The sequence below is a fragment of the Huintestinicola sp. genome, assembly GCF_050874005.1.
Lineage (GTDB): Bacteria > Bacillota > Clostridia > Oscillospirales > Ruminococcaceae > Huintestinicola.
Genome location: NZ_JBNMJV010000001.1, coordinates 162,840 through 183,656 on the forward strand (window position 1 = coordinate 162,840; position 20,817 = coordinate 183,656).

The following is a 20,817-nucleotide window of genomic DNA, read 5'->3' on the forward strand; positions in this document are numbered from 1 at the left end:
CTCCCTTTTTCGACAGAATATTATGTTTATATTATAGCACATATCCCTGTTTTTTTTCAATAGTGAATTTTGTGTCAATTCACTTACAAAAGAGTAACAAAAAACGGGAGAAATTTCTCCCCCGTTTTTACAAGCATTATTCTTTAAATTTGTCTTTATTCTCTTTTACTAAAGCTGCTAAAGCGGCAAGCATAAGCCGAATCGTCTCCTTACATAGCCTGTTCAGGTAACAAGCCTGTTTCTTCCCGATTCCTTGCCTGCATACAGCAAATGATCTGCACGGTTTATGGTTTCGTCGGGAGTTTCGCCCTTTATCATTTCCGCCGCACCGATAGTTATGGTAACGGGTATCTTCTGCCCCTCCCATTTGTTTTCTGCGTTTCGTACCATTTCCAGAAGCTTTTCAAGAAAATCCTTTGACTCGTTCAGTCCGCAGCCGGGCAGGATAATAAGAAATTCCTCGCCGCCCCATCTTGAAGCAAAGCCTTTTCGGTTCTCAACTTCTTCCTTTAACATAGCGGAAAGCTCTTTTAGCACCATATCTCCGCAGGCGTGACCGAAGCCGTCGTTTATCTTCTTGAAATGGTCAATATCCGCCATTGCAACGGTATATCCCATATTTTTTTCGATCAGCCTGTCGATAGCCTTGCGGCAGCTGCGCCTGTTGAGCAATGTGGTGAGAGGATCTCTTTCGACCAGGTCTCTGAGGTTATATCTGAGGGTGTCGGCGCTGCGTGCGATATCGCCCACCTCGTCGGTGCGGCTCAGAGTATTAAGGGACAGAGACGAGCCGAAATCGCCGTTTGCCACCTTTTCCATAAAGCTGCTTACATCTAAAAGAGAATTTACCAGCTTTGATGAAAACCTGCTGAAAACAATTAAGGTTATAATAAGAACGCCTGCGCTGATGACAGTAAAGCAGCCGATGATCTTTCGCATATTGCTTCGTGCGGCGTCAAGGGGTCTGCCTGCAAAGATCATTCCCACCGTCTTTGCGGAGGAGTTCATAATGGGTATGTAATAGCCGGCGTAATTCTTGCCGTTTATTTTGACCCTGCTGTAATAGTATTCAACTCCCTTGCCGAGAACGCTGTCAATGACCTTCTGATCGGCAGGAGTGCCTGTAATAAAGCTGCCGTCGCTGCGCTTTACGGTGGTAAACATACGTGTATCGTCCCAGAAAACAGTAAAATCCACATCTCCGCTGCAGGATATCATTTCCGTTTTAGCCTGAAAATCCGAATTGGAGAGCATAACGCCGCCCTTGTAAAGGGAGCCGTTTTTCATATAGTATTCTCCGTGATATTCGGAGTCGAGCAGCGAGCATAATGAATGAGCGGCGTAATTTACTTCGTTTTTATCCCGTCCTCGGTGGTAATGTAAATCATTACTGCACCTGCGGCGGTTACGCACACGCAGATAAGCACAGCGGTCAGAGCTATCATTTTAAGTATTTTTGCAGTAAGACCACTCAGCTTTTTCATTCGCTTCACCTCTGTTTCTGCCCTTTATTACATTATACAACAAAATTCCACAATTGGCAATAGTTTTAATACTTTTTTAACACAATAATTTCGGGCAAAAATCGAGAATTTTTTTATTGTTGTCTCAAGGGGATTGTTCGGAATAAGCCGAAAAAATGATATTTGCCGGCCGGCATAGCCCTTCCTTCTTTGTATATTACTATATTATCACGATATGGCTCTATAATCAATTACACATCGGCTACAATTTGATTACATTTCATAAATACAAAAGAATTTATTATCACAAAGCGGCATATAATAACCAAGTAAATCAAAAAGGAGACGTGGGCAATGCGGCTTTGGGCGTTTATATTATCCGTAATACTTCTTATAGGAGCGTTTATTATCTCCTATGCACTTCAAAGGAAAGCCGAGCCTGCCTCGGCGGATATGAGAGCGGCAGATACCCTGCCTGCAGGTTCTCCGTCTGAAGTTTCCCTGCCTGCGCTGATGTATCACAGCGTTCTGAAAAACCCTGCCAGAACGGGAGAATATGTGATAACTCCTGCTTTGTTTGAAAACGACCTGAAATATCTGAGGGACAAGGGCTACACCGCCGTATCCCCGGAGGAAATACTTGCTTTTACGGACAAGGGAGCGCCGCTTCCGGAAAAGCCTGTTCTCATTACTTTTGACGACGGACATCTCAACAATATGACCTATGCCCTGCCGCTTCTTGAAGAATACAATATGAAAGCGGTGGTGAACATAACGGGAGCCTTTACGGTGCAGTCGGAAAAGGAAAACGACCCCAATCCCGCCTATGCCTATATGACAAGAGAGAATGCGGCAGAGCTGCAGTCGGGAGGTGTATTCTCTGTGGGCTGCCACACCTATAATATGCACAGCCTGAACGGCAGAAAGGGAGCGGCGAGAAACAGCGGCGAGAGCGAGGAGGACTATCTCCGTGCCTTTGCTGAGGACACAGACAAATGGCTGGATATCTTCGGAAGCGGTCATACCGTCTATGTCTATCCCTACGGCGCAATGTCACGTGAAGGCTTTGACGTTTTAAAAGAACGGGGTTTTCGGATAATACTTACCTGCCGTGAAACGGGAAATCTGGTTTATTCCGACGGAAGTATGAAAAATGAGCTTGTCATTATTGACAGATATAACCGCACAGGACTTGTGCAGACCGACGAATTTATGAGCGCCTGCGGAATTAAATAAATATTTAATAATTTTGATATTGACAAAAGAGCAAGCTTGTGGTATTCTTATATTATACTAAACGAGTATAATATATACTGTGCAAGTACAATTCAAAATCGGGTAAAATGCCCGGGCTTTGAAAATTTATAAAAACGGAGGAATTTTATTATGAAGAAGTTTGTATGTTCTATCTGCGGCTATGTTTACGAGGGCGAGACTGCTCCCGAGAAATGTCCCCAGTGCAACGCTCCTGCTTCCAAGTTCAACGAGGTAAAGGAAGACGGCGGTCTCCAGTTTGCCTGCGAGCATATCGTAGGTATCGCTAAGGACGTTGAGGACAAGGATATCATCGAGGGTCTCAACCAGAACTTTATGGGCGAGTGCACCGAGGTTGGTATGTACCTTGCAATGTCCAGAGTAGCCGACAGAGAGGGCTATCCCGAGGTTGCTGAGGCATATAAGAGAATTGCTTACGAAGAGGCAGAGCACGCTGCAAAGTTTGCTGAGCTTCTCGGCGATGTAGTTACCGACTCCACCAAGAAGAACCTCGAGATGAGAGTTATGGCTGAGCACGGTGCAACCCAGGGCAAGCTTGATCTTGCTACAAAAGCAAAGCAGCAGGGTCTCGACGCTATCCACGACACCGTTCACGAGATGGCTAAGGACGAGGCAAGACACGGCAAGGCATTCCAGGGTCTCCTTAACAGATACTTCAAGTAATAAATTTACTGAAATAAAGCACACAGCCGCCCCCGTCAGTATCTGACGGGAGCGGCTGTTTTTGCAGGTGACGACCCGCAGCGAGACGTTCTATTATTTATTCGGGCGGCAGACAGGCGGCTCGGTAACGATAGAAATGATCTGCACCGCAAATCGCAAGCAGGCTGAGCCTGCGAGTGACTCAGGCTCAGTCTGTCACCCCATCACAACTATCCTGTTATCACACTCATACAGATTATAAATAAACGTCTTTCTGTCATCGTCATAAACGCTTTTTACCCGATATCTCGCAAAAAGGGGATACCCCATATCACCCGAGGGAATAATAGGGCTTCTCGTAGTAGCGTGACAGCGGACATCATAGCCCTTTTCTTCAAGCAGCTCACCAAGCTTTATGGCAGGAAACATACACTCTTCCGTGCCGATAACGTCCACCCTTTTCCCCGAAAGATGTGAAACCATTTTCTCATAAAACTCATTTGCGGCACTAATGCAGTATTTTTCATACTCCGCCCCGCCTATTCCCAGACGAGGGTCTTTCTTTTTGTCCATTTTAAGAGTAAGCTCCTCGGGAACGGAAAAAATATCAAACTCCCCGTCCTCCCGGGGAGTAACGGTAATACCCTCTTTAAGCGTCTCTGCAGAGCTGTCAAGCTTCACAAGATAATGAACGCCCACACCCATAGCCCTGTATTTATCCAGATTTTCCTCACTCATTCCATTGATGATAGAAGCCGCCGAAAATTTGCAGTCTGTAACATTTTTCAGCGCCTCAATAAAATTCAGAATGGTCTTGCCTGTAGTAAGCTCGTCCTCCGCAAAGATTATCCGCTCAATGCCATTAAAAATATCAAGCCCCTTGTCCGAATAAAGGCATTGCTCCGTAGCGTGGCTGTGTTCCTCGCTAAAAAGTGCCAGGCGCATATCTTCGGGAAATTGTTCCCTTGTTGTGTGGATATATGTACACTCGCACCTGCCCGACAGCTTTGCCGCCAGCTCCGCACCGATAGCGGTTGCAGTCTCCGCAAAGCCGATCACCATCACCTTTTTTTCGCATATATGGTGTATTACCCTGTCTGCCAGTCTGTCAAAGAGAGCAAGAGTTTCCGAGGGCTTTGCGGGAACGTGCTTTGCCTGCAGGAAATTTACGATAAGACCGCCACGCTTTGCATTATTCTCCCTCGCCGCAAGTGCAAAAAGCGCTTCGGGACTTACTCCCGAGTAATTTTCGTTTATCTTCATAGCTTACCCCTCCTGGGTTCCGTAAACCTCAGCCAGAGCGAGAATTTTCTCAGCCCAGCCCGAATGTACCTTGTTCTCGTACATTCTTCCGCCGTCCGAACTCTTTACCACCTGCACCGCACCGCTGTTATCAAGAATAATTCGAGCGTCCTCATAATCATTGCGGGGCACAGCCATAGCCTTGTTTACGACTGCTATCTGACTTGGGTGAATGATCGTCTTGCCCACAAGCCCGATAGAGCGGTCAATGTCCATTTCTCTGAGCATACCCTTTTCCCAGTCGGGGTCGCCCCCCTCAAAATAATTCCATACGGGAGCGGAAACCGTAAATTCCCCTGCAAAAACCGCCGCAATATCCGAAATAAGCCGTCCCACAGGCAGTATATCATAAACTGTGCTGTGTATATCCGCCCTCAGATCAAGTGCCCTGCAAAAATCGTTTCCGCCGATACGGACATTTAAAACTCTGTCTCTCATCTCTGTAAGCTCGTCGAAAAGCCGCTCAAGCTTTGCATATCTTGTGGAAAGCCGCATGAATGAGGGGTTTTCGATAATGGGCATAATGTAAAGGCTGCTTTTTCTCTCAAATGCCTTATTCAGATATGGGATATATCCCATAAATATTTCATCATCTATCTTAGGCAGGATAAATCCCGTTATCATATCAAAGGAGCTTTCGGGCATATTGGAAAGTCTTTGAAGCTGCTCACCGCTCCTCACCCTGATAAATATCATCGGCAGCTTTTCGGGACGTATATCTGCAAGAATATGAAGCTGCGCCAGAAGATTTTCCTCCGCCGCACCTACCATATCATCTCTTATGGTGTCCTCAAGGCATATAGCCGCCGAACGAAGCCCGGGCAGCCCTGCGGACAGCTTTTTTGCGATGTCCGTTCTCAAAGCAGGCATATATAAAAGGGGACCTACGGAATATTCAAGCTTTCTTCTGTCTCTTTGTGATGTCAAACTGTCTTTATCGGTGATAAGTTCCATTTTGTCTGATTTTATCCTTTCATAAACAGGAGCGCCGCTTTCAGGGTACTACCAATAAAGAAGTATTTATCGGTACCGAGCCACAAACTTCGTTTATTTCGCAGATTAACATACGAAATGGCAAAGGGGGCTCCCTTTTTACGGCGCTCCGCATACATAAATATACTGTAATATCTATCAGTTATATCTTCTGATAAGTGAACCGAGACCGTCGTCGGCAGTAGCCTGACCGATAGCGGAGAACTTCCATTCGCCGTTGTGACGATACATCTCGCCGAATATCATAGAGGTCATACCGTTGTAATTCTCGGAAAGATTATAGCGGCAAAGCTCCTGATTTGTGTCGGAGTTAACAAGCCTTATAAATGCGTTCTGTATCATACCGAAATCCTGTCTGCGAGCCTTTGCCTCGTAGATGTTTACCACGAAAATGACCTTGGAATATTCCGCAGGAAGCTTTGCAAGGTCCACGAATATCTGCTCGTCATCGCCGTCGCCTGCGCCTGTGAGGTTGTCGCCCATATGCTTGATAGCCCCCGACTTGTGTGTAAGGTTGCCGAAGTAAACAAGGTCGCTTTTGCCTGCAAGCTTGCCTGTGCTTTCGGTGATAAGGATAGCCGAAGCATCGCAGTCGATGTCCTGATGACCGCCGAAAATGCCGCCTAAAAGACCGCCTTTCTTCACCTCGTCCCAGCCGAGACCTACCATAACGTGCTTAAGACCGGGATTACCCTTTGTAAGGTCGATTTTCTGACCCTTCTGAAGATTAACTGCCATAATTTTTTACCGCCTTTCAAAATATAAAAAATCGTTTTTTTATGTAGAACTTGCCGAAGTAACGGCAGAGTAGGGAGAGCCTATCATTGAATTATACACCTTGATGGTGGGAGCCAGCCATACCTGACCCGTACCTCTGTACACATTCACAAGACCCTCTCCGCTGACCGCCGAGCCGATAAGTGTCTTGGCGGAGCGTTCAACGGTAAAGTCAATGCCCCCCGTCCTGAGAACGGCGAAATTGCCGTCCACCTTTAGTGTATCATTCTCAAGGTCGATAATGTCTATCTCGCACATAGGAACAGCGCACTCAAGGATAACAAGTCCCGGACCCTTGATAGAGGTCTGGAAAATGCCCTCGCCGCCCAGCGCCGCAGAGGAAAGATTTCTCTGCATATAAGCGCTTACATTTGCACTTCCCTGCGCCGCAAAGAACATACCCTTGTCAACGATTATCTCCTCACCGGGCTGAAGCTCCAGGGTGAGCAGGTGCTTGAAAGTAGGCTCAAGAACGACCATTCCCGTACCTCTGTACTCAGGCTGAGCCGCAGCCTCGCCCGTCACCGCACCCGTAAACATTCTGCCTATGAGATTTCCGGGAGTAACGCCCGAGACCATTTCAAGATTGCCCTGAAAATAGCTCATAGCTCCCGGCTCCACCTTCACCGAGTCATTTGTGAGATAAATAGCCGCCTGACGCACCTTCATATTCTGCTTTTCCATATAGTACATCATCTGAGAGGAATAGGGGTCTCTGCCGCCAAGCAGCTTCTGATACTCCATTATCTCAATTTTCATATTCTTGTTTACGCTGGAGTCTATTATCTTGATGTTCTCTCTTGTTCCCACAGCGTTGTAGTTCATAATTTTATCCTCCTGTTTTAAACTTCTTATTTATGATAAGCTTTCTTATGATATCCACGGGAATTACCGACAGCGCCATAAAAATGACCACAGCCCATTCCTTGAAATTAAGCCCGTAGCACCCCAGCACCCTGCCGCCAAGATATGTCATAATTACCTGCACGGCGGTTATCATTCCCATAACTTTAAGAAAGCCCTTGTTCGCACCGATATTGTCAAAAAGATTTATCTTTTCCGTCCTTGCGTTAAATGCATTAAATACCGCCGCAAGGATAAAGAAGCTGAAATATCCCGTCAGAAGATACTCTGTGCCGTTTCCCTCATAGGAGCGGAAAAAACTGCCGATGAGTCCCGTTTCTTTAAGCGTCCCGCTTGACGTGTCAATGCCTGTCAGCAGCATTACAAGGCTTAAAACAAACACCCACGCCGCCCCCGTTATTATCTCCGTTTTCATATAGGAGTTAAGGATAGGCTCCTTACGGGACTTAGGCTTTTCACGCATATAACGTGAAAGAGCAGGCTCGCTGCCGAAAGCCAGCGCCGCAAGAGTGTCCATTACAAGGTTTACCCAGAGTATCTGAGTGATAGTCAGGGGATTATCCATTCCAAGCAGGGGAGATATAAATGACACCGCCACCGCCGAAACGTTTATGGTAAGCTGAAAGATAATGAATTTGCGTATAGAGTTGAAAATCGTCCTGCCGTAAAGCACCGCCTTGTCAATGGAGCTGAAATTATCGTCAAGGATAACGATATCCGAAGCCTCCTTTGCGACTTCTGTGCCGCCGCCCATAGCAAAGCCCACATCAGCCTTTTTAAGAGCAGGGGAGTCGTTAACTCCGTCTCCCGTCATACCCGCCACCAGGTCAAGCTCCTGTGCAATTCTCACAAGCCTTGATTTGTCCGAAGGCAGCGCCCTTGCAATGACACGGATATCTCTGAGCCGCTTTTTCACCTCATCATCGGTCATCTCCGCAAGTTCACTTGAAGTAAGTGTAAGCTCGTTTCCATCACCCGTCAGCAGCCCTGCTTCTTTAGCAATAGCAGAAGCGGTATCAATGCGGTCACCGGTTATCATAACCACCTGAACTCCCGCATTTCTCACTTCCTTGATAGCTTCGGCAGACTCGGGTCTGACCTCGTCTCTTATGCCGAGAATACCGAGAAGCGTAAATTCCCCATCGGGCAGCGCCACGCTGTCCTCGGAAAGCATACCCTCGGATATAGCTAGAGCAATAACTCTTATAGCCCTTCCCGCAAGGATATCAATTTTCCCGTTGACGATGCTGTCGTCAAGGGGAATTTTCCTGCCTTCACCGTCAATAAAATGAGTGCAGCGTGAAATAAGCTTCTCGGGAGCGCCCTTGATAAGCGTGCCCCTAAATCCGGCGCCTTCAACGGAAGAAGCCGAGTATTTGTTATCGCTGTTAAAGGGGAGTACAAAAAGCTTTTTAAATCGGCTGTCGGAAGAAGTCTCACCAAGAAAGCTAAGAACTGCCCTCTCAGTAGCGTTTCCGCCTACCGCCTTTCCTCCGCTCATAACAGCCGTGGAATTTTCCAAAATGCACAGGGAAACAAGCTTTCCAAGCCGCTCGGGAATGCCGCCAATGCTTTTGTACTCGTTGCCGTTTCCGTCAGCGAAAACCACCGCCTCAAGCTGTCCTTTGGTAATAGTACCCGTCTTGTCGGAAAAGAGAATGTTAAGGCTGCCTGCGGTCTCAATGCCTGCTATCTTTCGAACAAGAACATTGTCCGCCAGCATTTTTCTCATATTCATAGCGGACACAATGGCTATCATAAGGGGAAGTCCCTCGGGAACAGCCATAACGATAATGATGACCGCCAATATAAGAGCGTCTAAAAGGTCTGTGATTATCCCCGCAGCGCCTGCTGCAAAATACGCCCCGAAGCTGCCTGCGGAAACTATCTTGTGTATAAGCAGCGCAGCCGCAATGGCAACACCGCCCATATAACCGAATTTTGAAATGCCCTCCGCAAGAGCACCAAGCTTCACCTTTAAAGGCGACTCCCTGTCATCTTCCTGCCGAAGCTCTCCCGCAATTTCGCCGTAAAGAGTTCTGTCACCAACTACCTCTGCAACCATAACAGCAGTACCCGAGCAGACAACAGTTCCTCTGAATACCCGATACGGACAGAGCAGGTCGGTCTTATCCTCATTTTCGGGCGCATTTTCGGGACGGGGTGTTTTTCTCGCTTCTTTGGACTCGCCGTTTAAAACCGACTGGTCGGTTCTGATGTCACCCTCGAAAATAATTCCGTCGGCAGGTATTCTGTCTCCTGCGCCAAGCATAATGAAGTCGCCGGTCACAATGTCGTCCGAGGGAATTTCCCTTATCTCCCCGCCCCTGTAAACCCTGCACAGAACTTTTGAAGCCTCCTCCTGCAGTGCACGGAAAGCGTTCTCATTTCTGTACTCGGAGAATGTGGAGACAAGCGTGGCAATGGCAATAGCCGCCGCAATTCCCACAGGCTCGTACCACTCCACCTCTGCGCTCACAAGCCCCATAAGGCTCAGAATGTAAATTATCACATTTATGAGCAAAGCGGCGGAGAGGATCTTTATCATCGGGTCACTGAAATTACCCTTCAGCTTGTCAAGAAAGCTTTCGCTTTCGGCTTCGGAAAGCCTGTTGCTTCCGAATTTCTCCCGTGACTTTGAAACCTCCTGCTCAGACAGACCTATTATTTTCATAGCTTTTTTCCTTTCGATATTTTAACGGATAATGTACTCACATAATATTATGCACAGTTTATATCGTGAAAACACACATATTATGTAAAATATCCACCGCTTAAAAAAGCAGGAATTCCCGATTTAGCGGAAATCCCTGCTTCGCATTACGGTTTTATCGAAAGCAAAAAGCTTGTACAGAATATATCAGACGTTAACTCCGTACTGACGGCAGAGAGCGGCAAGACCGCCGTTAAAGCCGCTGCCGATGGCATTGAACTTCCATTCGCCGTTGTGTCTGTAAAGCTCGCCTACAACAACAGCAGTCTCGATGGAGAAATCCTCGCCAAGGTCGTATCTGATTATCTCGGAGCCTGTAACATCGTCAACTATTCTTATGAAGGCATTAGAGACCTGACCGAAATTCTGTCTGCGCTCCTCAGCTTCGTAAATGGTAACTGTAAATGCAATTTTTGAAACACCTGCAGGAACTTTTGAGAGATCAATAAGTATCTGCTCATCGTCGCCCTCGCCCTCACCTGTCAGGTTATCGCCCTGATGGATAACGGATTCGCTGTTGTGAGCGAGATTGCCGTAGAAAACGAAATCGCTGTCGGAAGCTACCTTTCCGTTTTCGCCCAGCAGGAAAGCGCTGGCGTCCAGGTCGAAATCGGCGCCGTTGTCGTACTGGTTAACGTCCCAGCCGAGACCAACCATAATTTTTTTAAGACCGGGATTACCCTTTGTCAGATCGACCTTCTGACCCTTCTGTAAGCTTACAGGCATAATGAAACCCTCCGTGATCTGTATCATTTTATTATTCTCGGGGAAAAATTTCTCACAAGCGGAAATTTTCCTCTGCGATACTTTAATAATAACACTTTCTTCTTTTTCTGTCAACGGCTTTTTGTATAAAACGGCAATATTTTATACGATTTTAATCTTCCTCTAATGCAGACTGATAAAATTATCCACCGAATAACCGCCCTCATTCACTCCGCAATAATATTATAGCACAAATGTACTTACATGTCAATGTATAATTTGGCAGGCTGAGCCTGCAGCCTCTCGTTCTATAATTTTTTGAGGACAAGAAACAGACGGCTCGGTAACGATAGAAATAATCTGCCCGATAAATCGGAATATATCGGTCAGTATATTTGTAACGTTACCGAGCCGATAGTCTGCCGCCCGAATAAATTATAGAACGTCTCGCCGCGGGTCGTCACCCGCATTTTTTTTAAACATCGTATAAAGACGGTAAAAGCGGCAAAAATAGCAAAAGAAGCAAAAAAATCAAAAAGCTTCCAAGCGTAAAAAATGAAAGGATATGGTAATATGAAAAACTTTTTTAATGGCAAGCTTTCGGGAAAAAGTACGGCGGCGATAATCTGCTTCTGCCTTGCGGCGGTGGCAGCGCTGGGAATTTTCTCCTACAACAAAGCTACCGAGGAGCTTGCGGGAGAGCTTACTGGTGTAAAGGACAGTACATCTCAGACAGAGACCGAAGCGATGACCGAGCCTGCGGCAGAAGCGAATATCCCTGCGGAAAACGTGCCTATGGAGCCTTCCGAGCCTGCAGCAGCAGAGGAGACAATGATACTTGAGCAGGACGCATTCGGAATGGAAAGCGCAGCTTCACCCGAAGCTGAGCCTGCATCGGGAAGCTTTACGGGAGCGGCAGTCAGACCCGTAAATGGCGATATCCTGTCAAATTACTCGGGAGGGGAGCTTGTAAAATCCAAAACTCTCAGCGTCTGGAAGACCCACGACGGCATTGACATCGCCGCCGAAACAGGCTCAGCTGTAAAATCCGCCGCATCGGGAGTGGTGACCTCCGTCACCGATGACCCTCTTATGGGCGTGACAGTCGTTATCGACCACGGCAGCGGCTATGAGGGCTATTACTGCAATCTTGCCTACGATGTTCCCGTATCCGAGGGAGACACCGTCAGCGCAGGCACGGTCATCGGCGAAGTAGGCTCTACAGCGGAAGCGGAGATATCCGAAGAGCCTCATCTCCATTTCGGAGTAAAGAAAAACGGCTCCTGGACAGACCCTGCCGATATGCTTTCGGGCGAAGGATCATAATTCGGAAACCGTTGAAAAATTATTATTTCGGCTGCTGCTCCTCATCGGGGAAGCAGCCGTTTTTTGCAAGGGCGGCATTTGAGTAACGCTTGTCACCCGTTACCTCTTTGATAATATCTGCAAAGGGCGGAAAATATATGACCTGTTTTTCATCGGAAAGCTCCAGTTCCATTGAAGCAAGGCTGTCGGAAAAGGGATAGCAGTCTATCTCAAACCGCTGGGAATTGTAATTCAGGATATGCCTTGTTTTTATAATGGGAACAAGAGCAGGGTCTGCTTCGGAGCGCAGGGCTTCATATTCTTCACAGGTGATCTCACGCTCATTTTCCTCACGTGTGGAGGCGGAGAGAAAACGCTTTTCGGTATAATAATATTTAGTACAGCCGTTTGAAGTCATTGAGCGTACACGGCGCTGCAGGGACGGGTCGGACTTTACAAGATAAGTCTGAACAATGTCCGTCTTTTCGGAACAGTTATCAAAAAGCTCCGGGGTCTGACGGATAAGAAATTTCCGCTCTATTTCAAGAGGTATCATAAGGCGTCACGGTCCTTTCGGTATTTATGTGCCTGTCTCCCGCCGCCGCAGAGGGGGGTGAGACAGAAAAATATCACTTATATTATACATTAAAACTATGAATTTATAATTGACAAAAAACATACCTTGTGCTAAAATAAATGTGTATCTTTAATGATTTGAAAGGACATTCATAATGGGAAAGCTCGGGGATACTCTAAAGGGTATAACAAACGGAAAAAAGCTTAGGATAAATAAGCTTTCCTCCGCACATATAATCGCATTCGGCTATCTGGCAATAATTCTTCTGGGAACGCTGCTGCTTATGCTGCCCGTTTCATCAAAAGGGGATACGCCCCGTTTCCTTGACGCAATGTTCACCGCAACCTCCGCCACCTGCGTAACCGGGCTTGCGGTGTTTGATACATATACCCAGTGGTCTCTGTTCGGGCAGATAGTCATTATCCTGCTCATACAGATAGGCGGTATGGGCTTTATGACCATAATCTCCCTGGCGGCAATGGCTACGGGCAGAAAGATAGGTCTCAAGGAAAGAAGCGTGCTTCAGGACAGCGTTAACGGTATGCAGCTGGCAGGCATCGTCCGTATGGTGAAAAAGATCGCTTTCGGAACATTCCTTTTCGAGGGTATCGGAGCGGTGCTTCTTGCGGTGAGATTTATCCCGAAAATGGGAGCACTCGAGGGTATCGGAAATGCGGCGTTTATGTCCATATCCGCATTCTGCAATGCAGGCTTTGATCTGAACGGAAAATACGGGGAATACTCTTCCCTGTGCGAATTTGTCTCAGACCCGCTTGTGGTCATCACAATAAGTATGCTTGTGCTTATCGGCGGAATAGGATTTTCGGTGTGGGACGACATTGCCAAAAATAAGCTGAAATTTTCGGCATACAGGCTCCACAGCAAGCTTGCTCTGGTCATCACAGCGGTTCTTACCGTGATGGGAACGGCTCTGTTCTTCATTTTTGAGAGGGAGCACACCAATGCAGGGGCAGGAATATGGCAGAGCCTTTTAAATTCATTCTTCGACTCGGTAACTCCCAGAACGGCAGGCTTTAATACAGTTGATACGGCGGCTCTCAGCCCTGCAGGAACCATACTCACCATCATCTATATGTTCATCGGCGGAAGTCCCGGGTCTACTGCAGGCGGCGTCAAGACTGTCACCGTTGCTGTGCTGGTCTTTGCGGCAATTGCGAGTATGAAAAACAGCGAGGACATCGACGTTTTCGGCAGACGTCTTGAGGAAGACATCACTTCAAAGGCTCTTACGGTAATTGCCATAAACCTGTTCATCGTTTTCACGGGTATTCTCTGCATAAGCGGCGCACAGCCGGAGCTTTCCCTTAAAGACGTGGTTTTTGAGGGCTTCTCGGCAATAAATACCGTGGGAATGACAACGGGCATCACAAGAGATCTGATACCATTTTCAAGGGTCGTTATAATGCTTCTGATGTACTGCGGAAGAGTGGGAAGCGTTTCCTTTGCACTTATTTTTACAAGGACAAAGAAATTCACGGGAGTCCACAATCCTGTGGAGCAGGTTAATGTGGGATAATGAAAGAAGACGTCAGCCGATGGAGCAGCCTGCAATAGCAAAACGCTGTGAAAGCATTCAGCTGATGAGGGGAATGGCAGCTCTGTCGGTGGTGATTTTTCATATCGGAATGTTTGCCAATGGCAGATTCGGAGTAGACCTGTTTTTTTGCATTAGCGGATTTATTATGATGTACACTACCGAAAAAAGCAGTGAGAAATTTCTGCTGAAAAGGGCGGTAAGGATCGTCCCCCTTTACTGGGCGGCGATAGCGGTGACCTCTGCTATGCTTCTGATCGCACCTCAGTATTTCAGGTCACAGGAATTATCGGCTGCTCACGTAATAAGGTCTATGCTTTTTATTCCATCAAAGGTCGAAACAAACTGGAGCATCGTTGCCGTAGGATGGACGCTTATTCTGGAAGTGTTTTTTTATGTGATCTTCTATATTTCAATGAAGATCAGCTTTAAAAACAGGCATATTATCTCGGGTGCTGTGCTGATACTCACAGCAGGCGCAGGACAGCTGCTTGACGGAAAAACTGATTCGGTAATAGTGGAGTTTTATTGCCGTCCTGTGATACTGGAATTTGTTCTCGGTATGCTTCTGTATACTTTGCTCTCGGGAAAAAAGAAAAAGACAGCACCGAAAAAATACGATATTGCGCTCCTTATTCTTGCAGGAATGCTGTGGCTGTTCCTTTTCGGTATAAAATACATTCCGTTTCCAGACGATCTGGACAGGTTTTATAAATATGGCATAGTAACCTTTTTTGTTTTTCTGTTAACATTCAAATATTTTGAGAACAGAAAAATTCCACGACCGTTTATTTTCCTGGGCGATATAAGTTATTCTCTGTATCTGACCCACACATTCATTGTTCAGCCATTCAGCAGACTCATTTATAACATTGATGACTTTACACCTTTGGGAGCTGTTCTTTCGTTTTTTATCGTTATTCCATTATGCATATTCGCAGCCTGGATATGCAAGGTAATAATTGAAGACAAGTTCACAGCATTTCTGAGGGCAAAGCTTAATATCTGATCTGTAGATCGGATAACGGACAAGCAGAAACTATAAATACATATTCAAAAAATTTCGGAGGTAAATAAAATGCGTTCAGTTCTTATTATCGGTCTCGGCAGATTTGGAAAAACTCTGGCGATAAAGTTTTCGGAGATCGGAAACGACGTTATGGTGGTTGATAACAACGAGGACAATATCCGTGAATTTATGCAGTATTCGGTAAATGCGAAGATAGCCGACTGCACCAAAAGAGAGGCACTTGAAAGCTTGGGTGTAAGAAATTTTGACATCTGCTTTGTGTGCATCGGAAGCAATTTCCAGGCAAGCCTTGAGATAACAAGCCAGCTCAAGGAGCTTGGGGCAAAGAAGGTAGTGAGCAAGGCAAGCACCGATATCCACGCAAAATTCCTGGGCAGAAACGGTGCAGACGAGGTGGTATACCCCGAAAGGGACAGAGCCGAGAAGCTTGCCGTTCAGTACAGCCTTTCAAATATTTTTGACTATACGGAAATATCCGAGGACACAGGCATTTACGAGATACCAATTCTCGACTCCTGGGACAACCACAGCATTATGGAACTGAATATCCGCAACAAGTACAAGATAAACATTCTTGCCATCAAAAAGGGAGACGAGGTCATTACTCTCCCGGGAGCGGACTATGTTTTCGACCACGACGACCACGTTCTTGTTCTGGGAAAACAGCGTGATATGGAAAAGCTGCTGAGCAAGATAAAGTAAGCGGAGGGCAGATATGAAACTTATTCTGTACATTATCCTGCTTGCGGCGGCGGTCATAACAAGCTATATTTTCCCCCTGCCCCAGATGGTGATACTCAGCATAATAATGCTCCTTGCAGGCTTTTATATGCTCATAAGCGGAGCGGACTATTTTGTTGAAGGCAGCTGCTCTCTGGCGAGAAAGCTTAAAATACCTTCTCTTATCGTGGGTCTTACCATTGTGGCAATGGGCACAAGCGCACCCGAGCTTGCGGTCAGCATTTCTGCGGCGGTGAGCGGCTCTAATTCCCTTGCCATAAGCAATGTTATCGGTTCAAATATCTTTAATCTCCTTATGGTGCTGGGCGTGTGCTCCGCCATAAAGCCCATCGACACCAACGACAGCGTTGCAAAGCGTGATTACCCCATATCCATAGGTGCAATGGCGTTGTTTGTCATATTTATCCTTGACGGCACAATGAGCAGGATAGAAGCGGCGGTGCTTATCATCGCCCTTATCGCATACATTATCCTGTCCATAAAGCTGGCAGGCAAAGGCAGCGGTGACGAAGAAGAAACAAAGACGGAATTTTCTCCCCTGAAATGCGCTCTCGGTATCGTGGGGGGCGTTGCGGGAATTGTTCTGGGCGGTAATCTGGTTGTGGACAACGCTCAGTCGATTGCCCTTGCGGCAGGAATGAGCGAAACTCTGGCAGGACTTACCATATGCGCTATGGGTACAAGTCTTCCCGAGCTTGTGACCTCCATAACCGCCGCAAAAAAAGGCGAGAACGATATGGCTGTGGGAAATGTGGTAGGCTCAAACATCTTCAACGTCCTCTGTATCCTTGGCATATCGGGCGTTATAACTCCCATAGCTGCGGAAGACTCTGCGGTCATTGACGGAATTATCCTTATAGTTATGAGCCTTATAGCATATATCTGGTATCTTACGGGCAAGAAGATGTCCCGCACCGAGGGAGTTGTGCTTGTAGCTCTCTACGGGGTTTATATGGCTTATATCATTATCAGAAATTACGGGGCAATGTAAAATTTTTATGTACCCGAAAAAATATGCAAAATTTTCCCGGTCATAATTGTTTATTATACAGACGGCAAAATTATAAAACGGGAGGCATTTCGGAATGAAAAAATTTCTTTTTGCAGCGGCGGCAGTTCTGCTGTGTGCAGGCATAGGGACGACGGTCAGCGCAGACGTTATTGATGAGCCTGTCGACGGATTTTATATGGAAAATTCGGGCGACATTACCCGTCCTTACGGAAATGACGGACGAAAATATACTCTTACCTCTGAGACAAAGGTGTATGATGACCCGGGCGGAAGGGAAACGGGCAGGCTGTCAGCGGGAATATCCCCGGACATACAGCTTTACTACACCGATAACAAAGGCACCGAATGGGGAGGATATTACGATTATTCGGGAGAAGATACTCTCATGTGGATATCCCTTGAGGGGCTTGAGCCTGTTTATGACAATTACTCTTTCACCGAGGAGCACAAGGACGAGATAACAGAGGAAAATACCGACGAATTTGCCTCTCTGAGAGAGGAAGGAACGATTTACCTCTGGGAATATCCCGGCAGCACCGAATGCAGCGCAATGGAAAATCACCCCGAGGATTTCGGCAGCTATGTAAGCAGCGTTTACACCGACAAGCTGGGCGGCAAATGGGGCTATGTAAACTACATCTGGGGAAACAGAGGCTGGTTTTACCTTTCCGACCCTGCCGACCCCTCTCCCTTTGAGGAGGACGTTTCCGCAGGGGCGATGGTGTCCGAGAGCGTTTTTGAGAAAACAGACAGCAGCAGCGGATATATAATTCCCGTGGTTCTTGCCCTTGCGGCGGCAGGCGGCTCGGGAGTAATGATAGCTTGTATGAAGAAGAAAAAAGGATAACCCAAAATGCTGCTTTGCCAAGTGGTTACAGCGCATACAGAAAAAATTCTCCCGTGCATTGCATCGGGAGAATATTTTTATAAGTATTGTATCATATTATTTGTTTTTCTCGTAAATTATCATCAGACCCTTGAGCATAAGGTCATCGTCAAGAATGATCTCGTTTCTGCAAAGGGGAGTTATGACGCCTGCCAGACCGCCTGTGGCAACAACGGTGCATTTTGTGCCCATATCATCGTTTATGCGGTCGATAAGTCCGTCAATAGCCCCTGCATTTCCGTAAAGAATGCCGCTTTTAAGACATTCCACAGTATTTTTGCCGATAAGTCTCCGAGGAGGCTCAAGCGCTATCTTAGGGAGCTGTGATGTCCTGCTGATAAGGGAGTCGTGGGAGACCGCAACACCCGGAACTATCATTCCGCCCTGATAACCGCCTTTTCCGTCTATCACCGAAAGGGTGGTGGCAGTACCCATATCAATGATGATAAGGGGCAGGCTGTATTCGTTGACGCCTGCTACTGCGTCTACCACAAGGTCGCTTCCCAGCTGTGCGGGATTATCTATAAGTATGCTGAGTCCCGTTTTTATCCCGGGACCTACGACCATTGCCTTGGTGGGTATGAATTTCTCGGCAGCCTTTTTAAGTGCGGAAGTCACCGAGGGCACTACAGAGGAGATTATGGCTCCCTCAAGCTCGGAGGGGTCTACACCGTTCATCTCGAATGCTGCCTTGAAGATAGCCGAATATTCAAGGCTCGTAGCAGAGTGGTTTGTGGATATCCTATCGCTGAAAAGTATCCTGCCGTCCCTGCAGCAGCCTATAACTATGTTGGTGTTTCCTACATCTATTGCAAGTATCATATTTGTGTCCCTTTCCGTTTACGGGTCTGATATCAGTCTTTTTTATTGTCGGCTGTTTTTATAAGCTTTGCTTTTATAAGCGCTGCGCCCACACCGCCTGTGACAACGGTGGCTGCCAGCATTTCAAGCACGGCATTGATACCGACAAACATTACAACGAACAGAAAAACGTTGTGAGTGCCCTTCTTGTCCATAAGCTCCTGTACATAATCGGTCTGTCCGAAAAGCAGAATGAGCGCCGACATAAAGAACAGGGTGTTGAAAAATGCGGTGCACAAGCCTGTTACGGCGCAGGCTGCGTAATTGTTTATCTTTTTGCTAAGCACCTTGCAGATAACACCCACAAGGAAACCGTCAAGAACTCTTGGGACAAATCTCTGTACAAAAGCAAGCAGCGGGTCTATCGTCGCCAGAGCTGCTCCCATACCGCTGGGAACGCCTATCCCGAAGCATTGAAGAAAGCTCAGTATACCGAATATTGCTCCTGCTGCCGCTCCGCCTGCGGGTCCTAAGGCTACCGCTGCTACGGCTACGGGGATAACATTCAGTGAGATGGAAAGCGGCCCGATGGGTATTGTGCCGATGGGAGTCATAGAAAATATCAGCAGCAATGCTGTGATAAATCCCATAAGCACAAGGCTTTTGGTCTTACTGTTCATATTAAATTTTCCTCCTTGTTATTATTCTCCTCAGGGGAGATACAATACAATACTCATAGATTATACCATATAAATTCAAAATATATATTTATTTTTTTGCCTCATTATGTTATAATATAATTAACTATGATAATAACCGGAGGAAAAGCTTATGCTTACGGGAAAGACTGTTGTGCTCGCCGTGACCGGCAGCATTGCCGCATATAAGATTCCAAACCTGGCAAGAATGCTAAGGAAGCTGGGCGCAAAGGTGCAGGTGCTTATGACCGCCAATGCGGAAAAATTTATAAACCCCATAACCTTTGAGAGCCTTACAGGCACAAAATGCCTTATAGATACCTTTGACAGAAATTTTGAATTCAGCGTGGAGCACGTTTCCGTTGCCAAGGAGGCGGACTGTGTTCTCATTGCCCCTGCGTCTGCAAATGTCATCGGAAAGATAGCAAACGGCATTGCCGACGATATGCTCACCACCACCGTAATGGCGTGTACCTGCAAAAAAATAATATCGCCTGCTATGAACCATAATATGTTCCACAATCCCATAGTGCAGGACAATCTTCAAAAGCTGAGCCGTTTCGGATATGAGATCATCCCCCCCGACCACGGTATGCTTGCAAACGGCGACAGCGGCGACGGAAGAATGCCCGAGGAAAGGGTGCTGCTTGAATATATACTCCGTGAGACCGCCTTTGAAAAGGATCTTGCAGGCAAAAAGGTGCTTGTTACCGCAGGCGCTACTATGGAGGCTATTGACCCCGTAAGATACATTACCAATCATTCCAGCGGAAAAATGGGCTTTGCTCTTGCAAGAGCGGCAATGCTCCGTGGTGCGGAAGTGACCCTTGTGGCAGCCCACACCGACGCAGAGCCGCCGATGTTTGTTAACAAGGTCGATGTGAAGTCGGCAGAGGATATGTTCGGGGCTGTTGCAGCTGTTTCTTCGGAGCAGGATATCATTATCAAGGCTGCGGCGGTGGCAGATTATACGCCTGCTGCTGTTTCAGACAGCAAGATAAAGAAATCCGACGGGGATATGAAGATAGAACTGAAACGCACAAAGGATATCCTGAAATATCTGGGTGAGAACAAGCGGAGCGGTCAGATAATATGCGGCTTTTCAATGGAAACGGATAATGTGCTTGAAAATTCAAGAAAAAAACTCATCTCCAAAAACTGCGATATGATATGTGCCAATTCCCTGCGGACAGCGGGAGCGGGCTTCGGTACGGAAACCAACATCATCACCATAATTACTGCCGGTGACGAGCAGAAGCTTCCTCTTATGTCAAAGGAAGAAGCCGCACATCGGATACTTGACAGGATACTGAAAATGAAAACAGATTAAAAAAGAGGGGGTGTCCTGCCCCCTCTTTCAGTCTGTCGAAAAAGAAACGACAATTATATAATCTGCACAAACCCATACAGAAATTGCTTTGTCAAAAACGTTCCACCGGAACGTTTTTGAGGGTAAGGGTGTTTGAGCGCTCTACAAG

General features: G+C 46.9%; 20 protein-coding genes. 9 read left to right on the plus strand and 11 right to left on the minus strand.

The window, feature by feature from the left end:
- Window positions 1–222: 222 nt before the first annotated feature.
- Entirely contained in the window at window positions 223–1,287 is a 1,065-nt protein-coding gene (locus ACR0QN_RS00865) for a diguanylate cyclase domain-containing protein (RefSeq protein ID WP_432649294.1), read from the minus strand.
- 59 nt (window positions 1,288–1,346) lie between these two features.
- Window positions 1,347–1,484, minus strand: a complete 138-nt coding sequence (locus ACR0QN_RS00870) for a hypothetical protein (protein ID WP_432649295.1) — start codon at window positions 1,482–1,484, stop codon at window positions 1,347–1,349.
- A gap of 333 nt (window positions 1,485–1,817) precedes the next feature.
- Between ACR0QN_RS00870 and ACR0QN_RS00875 the strand changes: the two genes are divergently transcribed.
- Both ACR0QN_RS00875 and ACR0QN_RS00880 read left to right on the plus strand, forming a co-directional pair.
- Entirely contained in the window at window positions 1,818–2,699 is an 882-nt protein-coding gene (locus ACR0QN_RS00875) for a polysaccharide deacetylase family protein (protein WP_432649296.1), read from the plus strand.
- A 150-nt stretch (window positions 2,700–2,849) separates the two neighbouring features.
- Window positions 2,850–3,401 (plus strand): NADH peroxidase, encoded by a 552-nt coding sequence (locus tag ACR0QN_RS00880; protein ID WP_432649297.1) that lies wholly within the window; start codon window positions 2,850–2,852, stop codon window positions 3,399–3,401.
- A gap of 195 nt (window positions 3,402–3,596) precedes the next feature.
- Here ACR0QN_RS00880 and ACR0QN_RS00885 read toward each other — a convergent pair whose 3' ends face one another.
- From ACR0QN_RS00885 to ACR0QN_RS00910, 6 genes are all read right to left on the minus strand, one after another.
- Window positions 3,597–4,643 (minus strand): phosphoribosyltransferase domain-containing protein, encoded by a 1,047-nt coding sequence (locus tag ACR0QN_RS00885; protein WP_432649298.1) that lies wholly within the window; start codon window positions 4,641–4,643, stop codon window positions 3,597–3,599.
- Between the two features lie 3 nt (window positions 4,644–4,646).
- Window positions 4,647–5,609, minus strand: coding sequence for an HpcH/HpaI aldolase/citrate lyase family protein (locus tag ACR0QN_RS00890; RefSeq protein WP_432649299.1), 963 nt, complete (start codon window positions 5,607–5,609; stop codon window positions 4,647–4,649).
- Window positions 5,610–5,813: 204 nt separating this feature from the next.
- Window positions 5,814–6,413: a TerD family protein gene (locus ACR0QN_RS00895; RefSeq protein ID WP_432649300.1), complete on the minus strand. Its 600-nt coding sequence runs from the start codon at window positions 6,411–6,413 to the stop codon at window positions 5,814–5,816.
- Between the two features lie 39 nt (window positions 6,414–6,452).
- A complete protein-coding gene (locus ACR0QN_RS00900) occupies window positions 6,453–7,277 on the minus strand; it encodes an AIM24 family protein (protein WP_432649301.1) in 825 nt (274 codons plus the stop codon).
- Between the two features lie 4 nt (window positions 7,278–7,281).
- A complete protein-coding gene (locus ACR0QN_RS00905; RefSeq protein WP_432649302.1) occupies window positions 7,282–9,990 on the minus strand; it encodes a calcium-translocating P-type ATPase, PMCA-type in 2,709 nt (902 codons plus the stop codon).
- 186 nt (window positions 9,991–10,176) lie between these two features.
- The gene (locus tag ACR0QN_RS00910; RefSeq protein WP_432649303.1) at window positions 10,177–10,755 is read right to left on the minus strand and encodes a TerD family protein; all 579 of its coding nucleotides are present in this window, start codon (window positions 10,753–10,755) and stop codon (window positions 10,177–10,179) included.
- A 552-nt stretch (window positions 10,756–11,307) separates the two neighbouring features.
- On the opposite strand from ACR0QN_RS00910, the gene ACR0QN_RS00915 reads away from it, so the two are divergent.
- A complete protein-coding gene (locus tag ACR0QN_RS00915) occupies window positions 11,308–12,060 on the plus strand; it encodes a peptidoglycan DD-metalloendopeptidase family protein (protein WP_432649304.1) in 753 nt (250 codons plus the stop codon).
- A 22-nt stretch (window positions 12,061–12,082) separates the two neighbouring features.
- On the opposite strand, the gene ACR0QN_RS00920 is transcribed toward ACR0QN_RS00915, so the two are convergent.
- Complete coding sequence (locus ACR0QN_RS00920; protein WP_432649305.1) at window positions 12,083–12,595, minus strand: CYTH domain-containing protein; 513 nt, start codon at window positions 12,593–12,595, stop codon at window positions 12,083–12,085.
- A gap of 175 nt (window positions 12,596–12,770) precedes the next feature.
- Between ACR0QN_RS00920 and ACR0QN_RS00925 the strand changes: the two genes are divergently transcribed.
- The 5 genes from ACR0QN_RS00925 to ACR0QN_RS00945 all read left to right on the plus strand — a co-directional run bounded on the left by ACR0QN_RS00925 (window position 12,771) and on the right by ACR0QN_RS00945 (window position 17,801).
- Window positions 12,771–14,153 carry a TrkH family potassium uptake protein gene (locus tag ACR0QN_RS00925; RefSeq protein WP_432649306.1) on the plus strand — a complete coding sequence of 461 codons (1,383 nt, stop codon included), beginning with the start codon at window positions 12,771–12,773 and terminating at the stop codon, window positions 14,151–14,153.
- Window positions 14,143–15,180, plus strand: coding sequence for an acyltransferase family protein (locus ACR0QN_RS00930; RefSeq protein ID WP_432649307.1), 1,038 nt, complete (start codon window positions 14,143–14,145; stop codon window positions 15,178–15,180). The genes ACR0QN_RS00925 and ACR0QN_RS00930 overlap by 11 nt, the downstream gene beginning before the upstream one ends.
- Window positions 15,181–15,249: 69 nt before the next feature.
- A complete protein-coding gene (locus ACR0QN_RS00935; protein ID WP_432649308.1) occupies window positions 15,250–15,903 on the plus strand; it encodes a potassium channel family protein in 654 nt (217 codons plus the stop codon).
- A gap of 85 nt (window positions 15,904–15,988) precedes the next feature.
- A complete protein-coding gene (locus ACR0QN_RS00940; RefSeq protein WP_432649315.1) occupies window positions 15,989–16,933 on the plus strand; it encodes a calcium/sodium antiporter in 945 nt (314 codons plus the stop codon).
- Window positions 16,934–17,027: 94 nt separating this feature from the next.
- The gene (locus tag ACR0QN_RS00945) at window positions 17,028–17,801 is read left to right on the plus strand and encodes a hypothetical protein (RefSeq protein ID WP_432649309.1); all 774 of its coding nucleotides are present in this window, start codon (window positions 17,028–17,030) and stop codon (window positions 17,799–17,801) included.
- A 96-nt stretch (window positions 17,802–17,897) separates the two neighbouring features.
- On the opposite strand, the gene ACR0QN_RS00950 is transcribed toward ACR0QN_RS00945, so the two are convergent.
- Window positions 17,898–18,662 (minus strand): type III pantothenate kinase, encoded by a 765-nt coding sequence (locus ACR0QN_RS00950; protein ID WP_432649310.1) that lies wholly within the window; start codon window positions 18,660–18,662, stop codon window positions 17,898–17,900.
- 32 nt (window positions 18,663–18,694) lie between these two features.
- On the minus strand, window positions 18,695–19,321 hold the full coding sequence (locus ACR0QN_RS00955; RefSeq protein ID WP_432649311.1) for an ECF transporter S component: 627 nt from the start codon (window positions 19,319–19,321) through the stop codon (window positions 18,695–18,697).
- A 151-nt stretch (window positions 19,322–19,472) separates the two neighbouring features.
- Between ACR0QN_RS00955 and coaBC the strand changes: the two genes are divergently transcribed.
- Window positions 19,473–20,669, plus strand: a complete 1,197-nt coding sequence (coaBC, locus tag ACR0QN_RS00960) for a bifunctional phosphopantothenoylcysteine decarboxylase/phosphopantothenate--cysteine ligase CoaBC (RefSeq protein WP_432649312.1) — start codon at window positions 19,473–19,475, stop codon at window positions 20,667–20,669.
- Window positions 20,670–20,817: the final 148 nt, after the last annotated feature.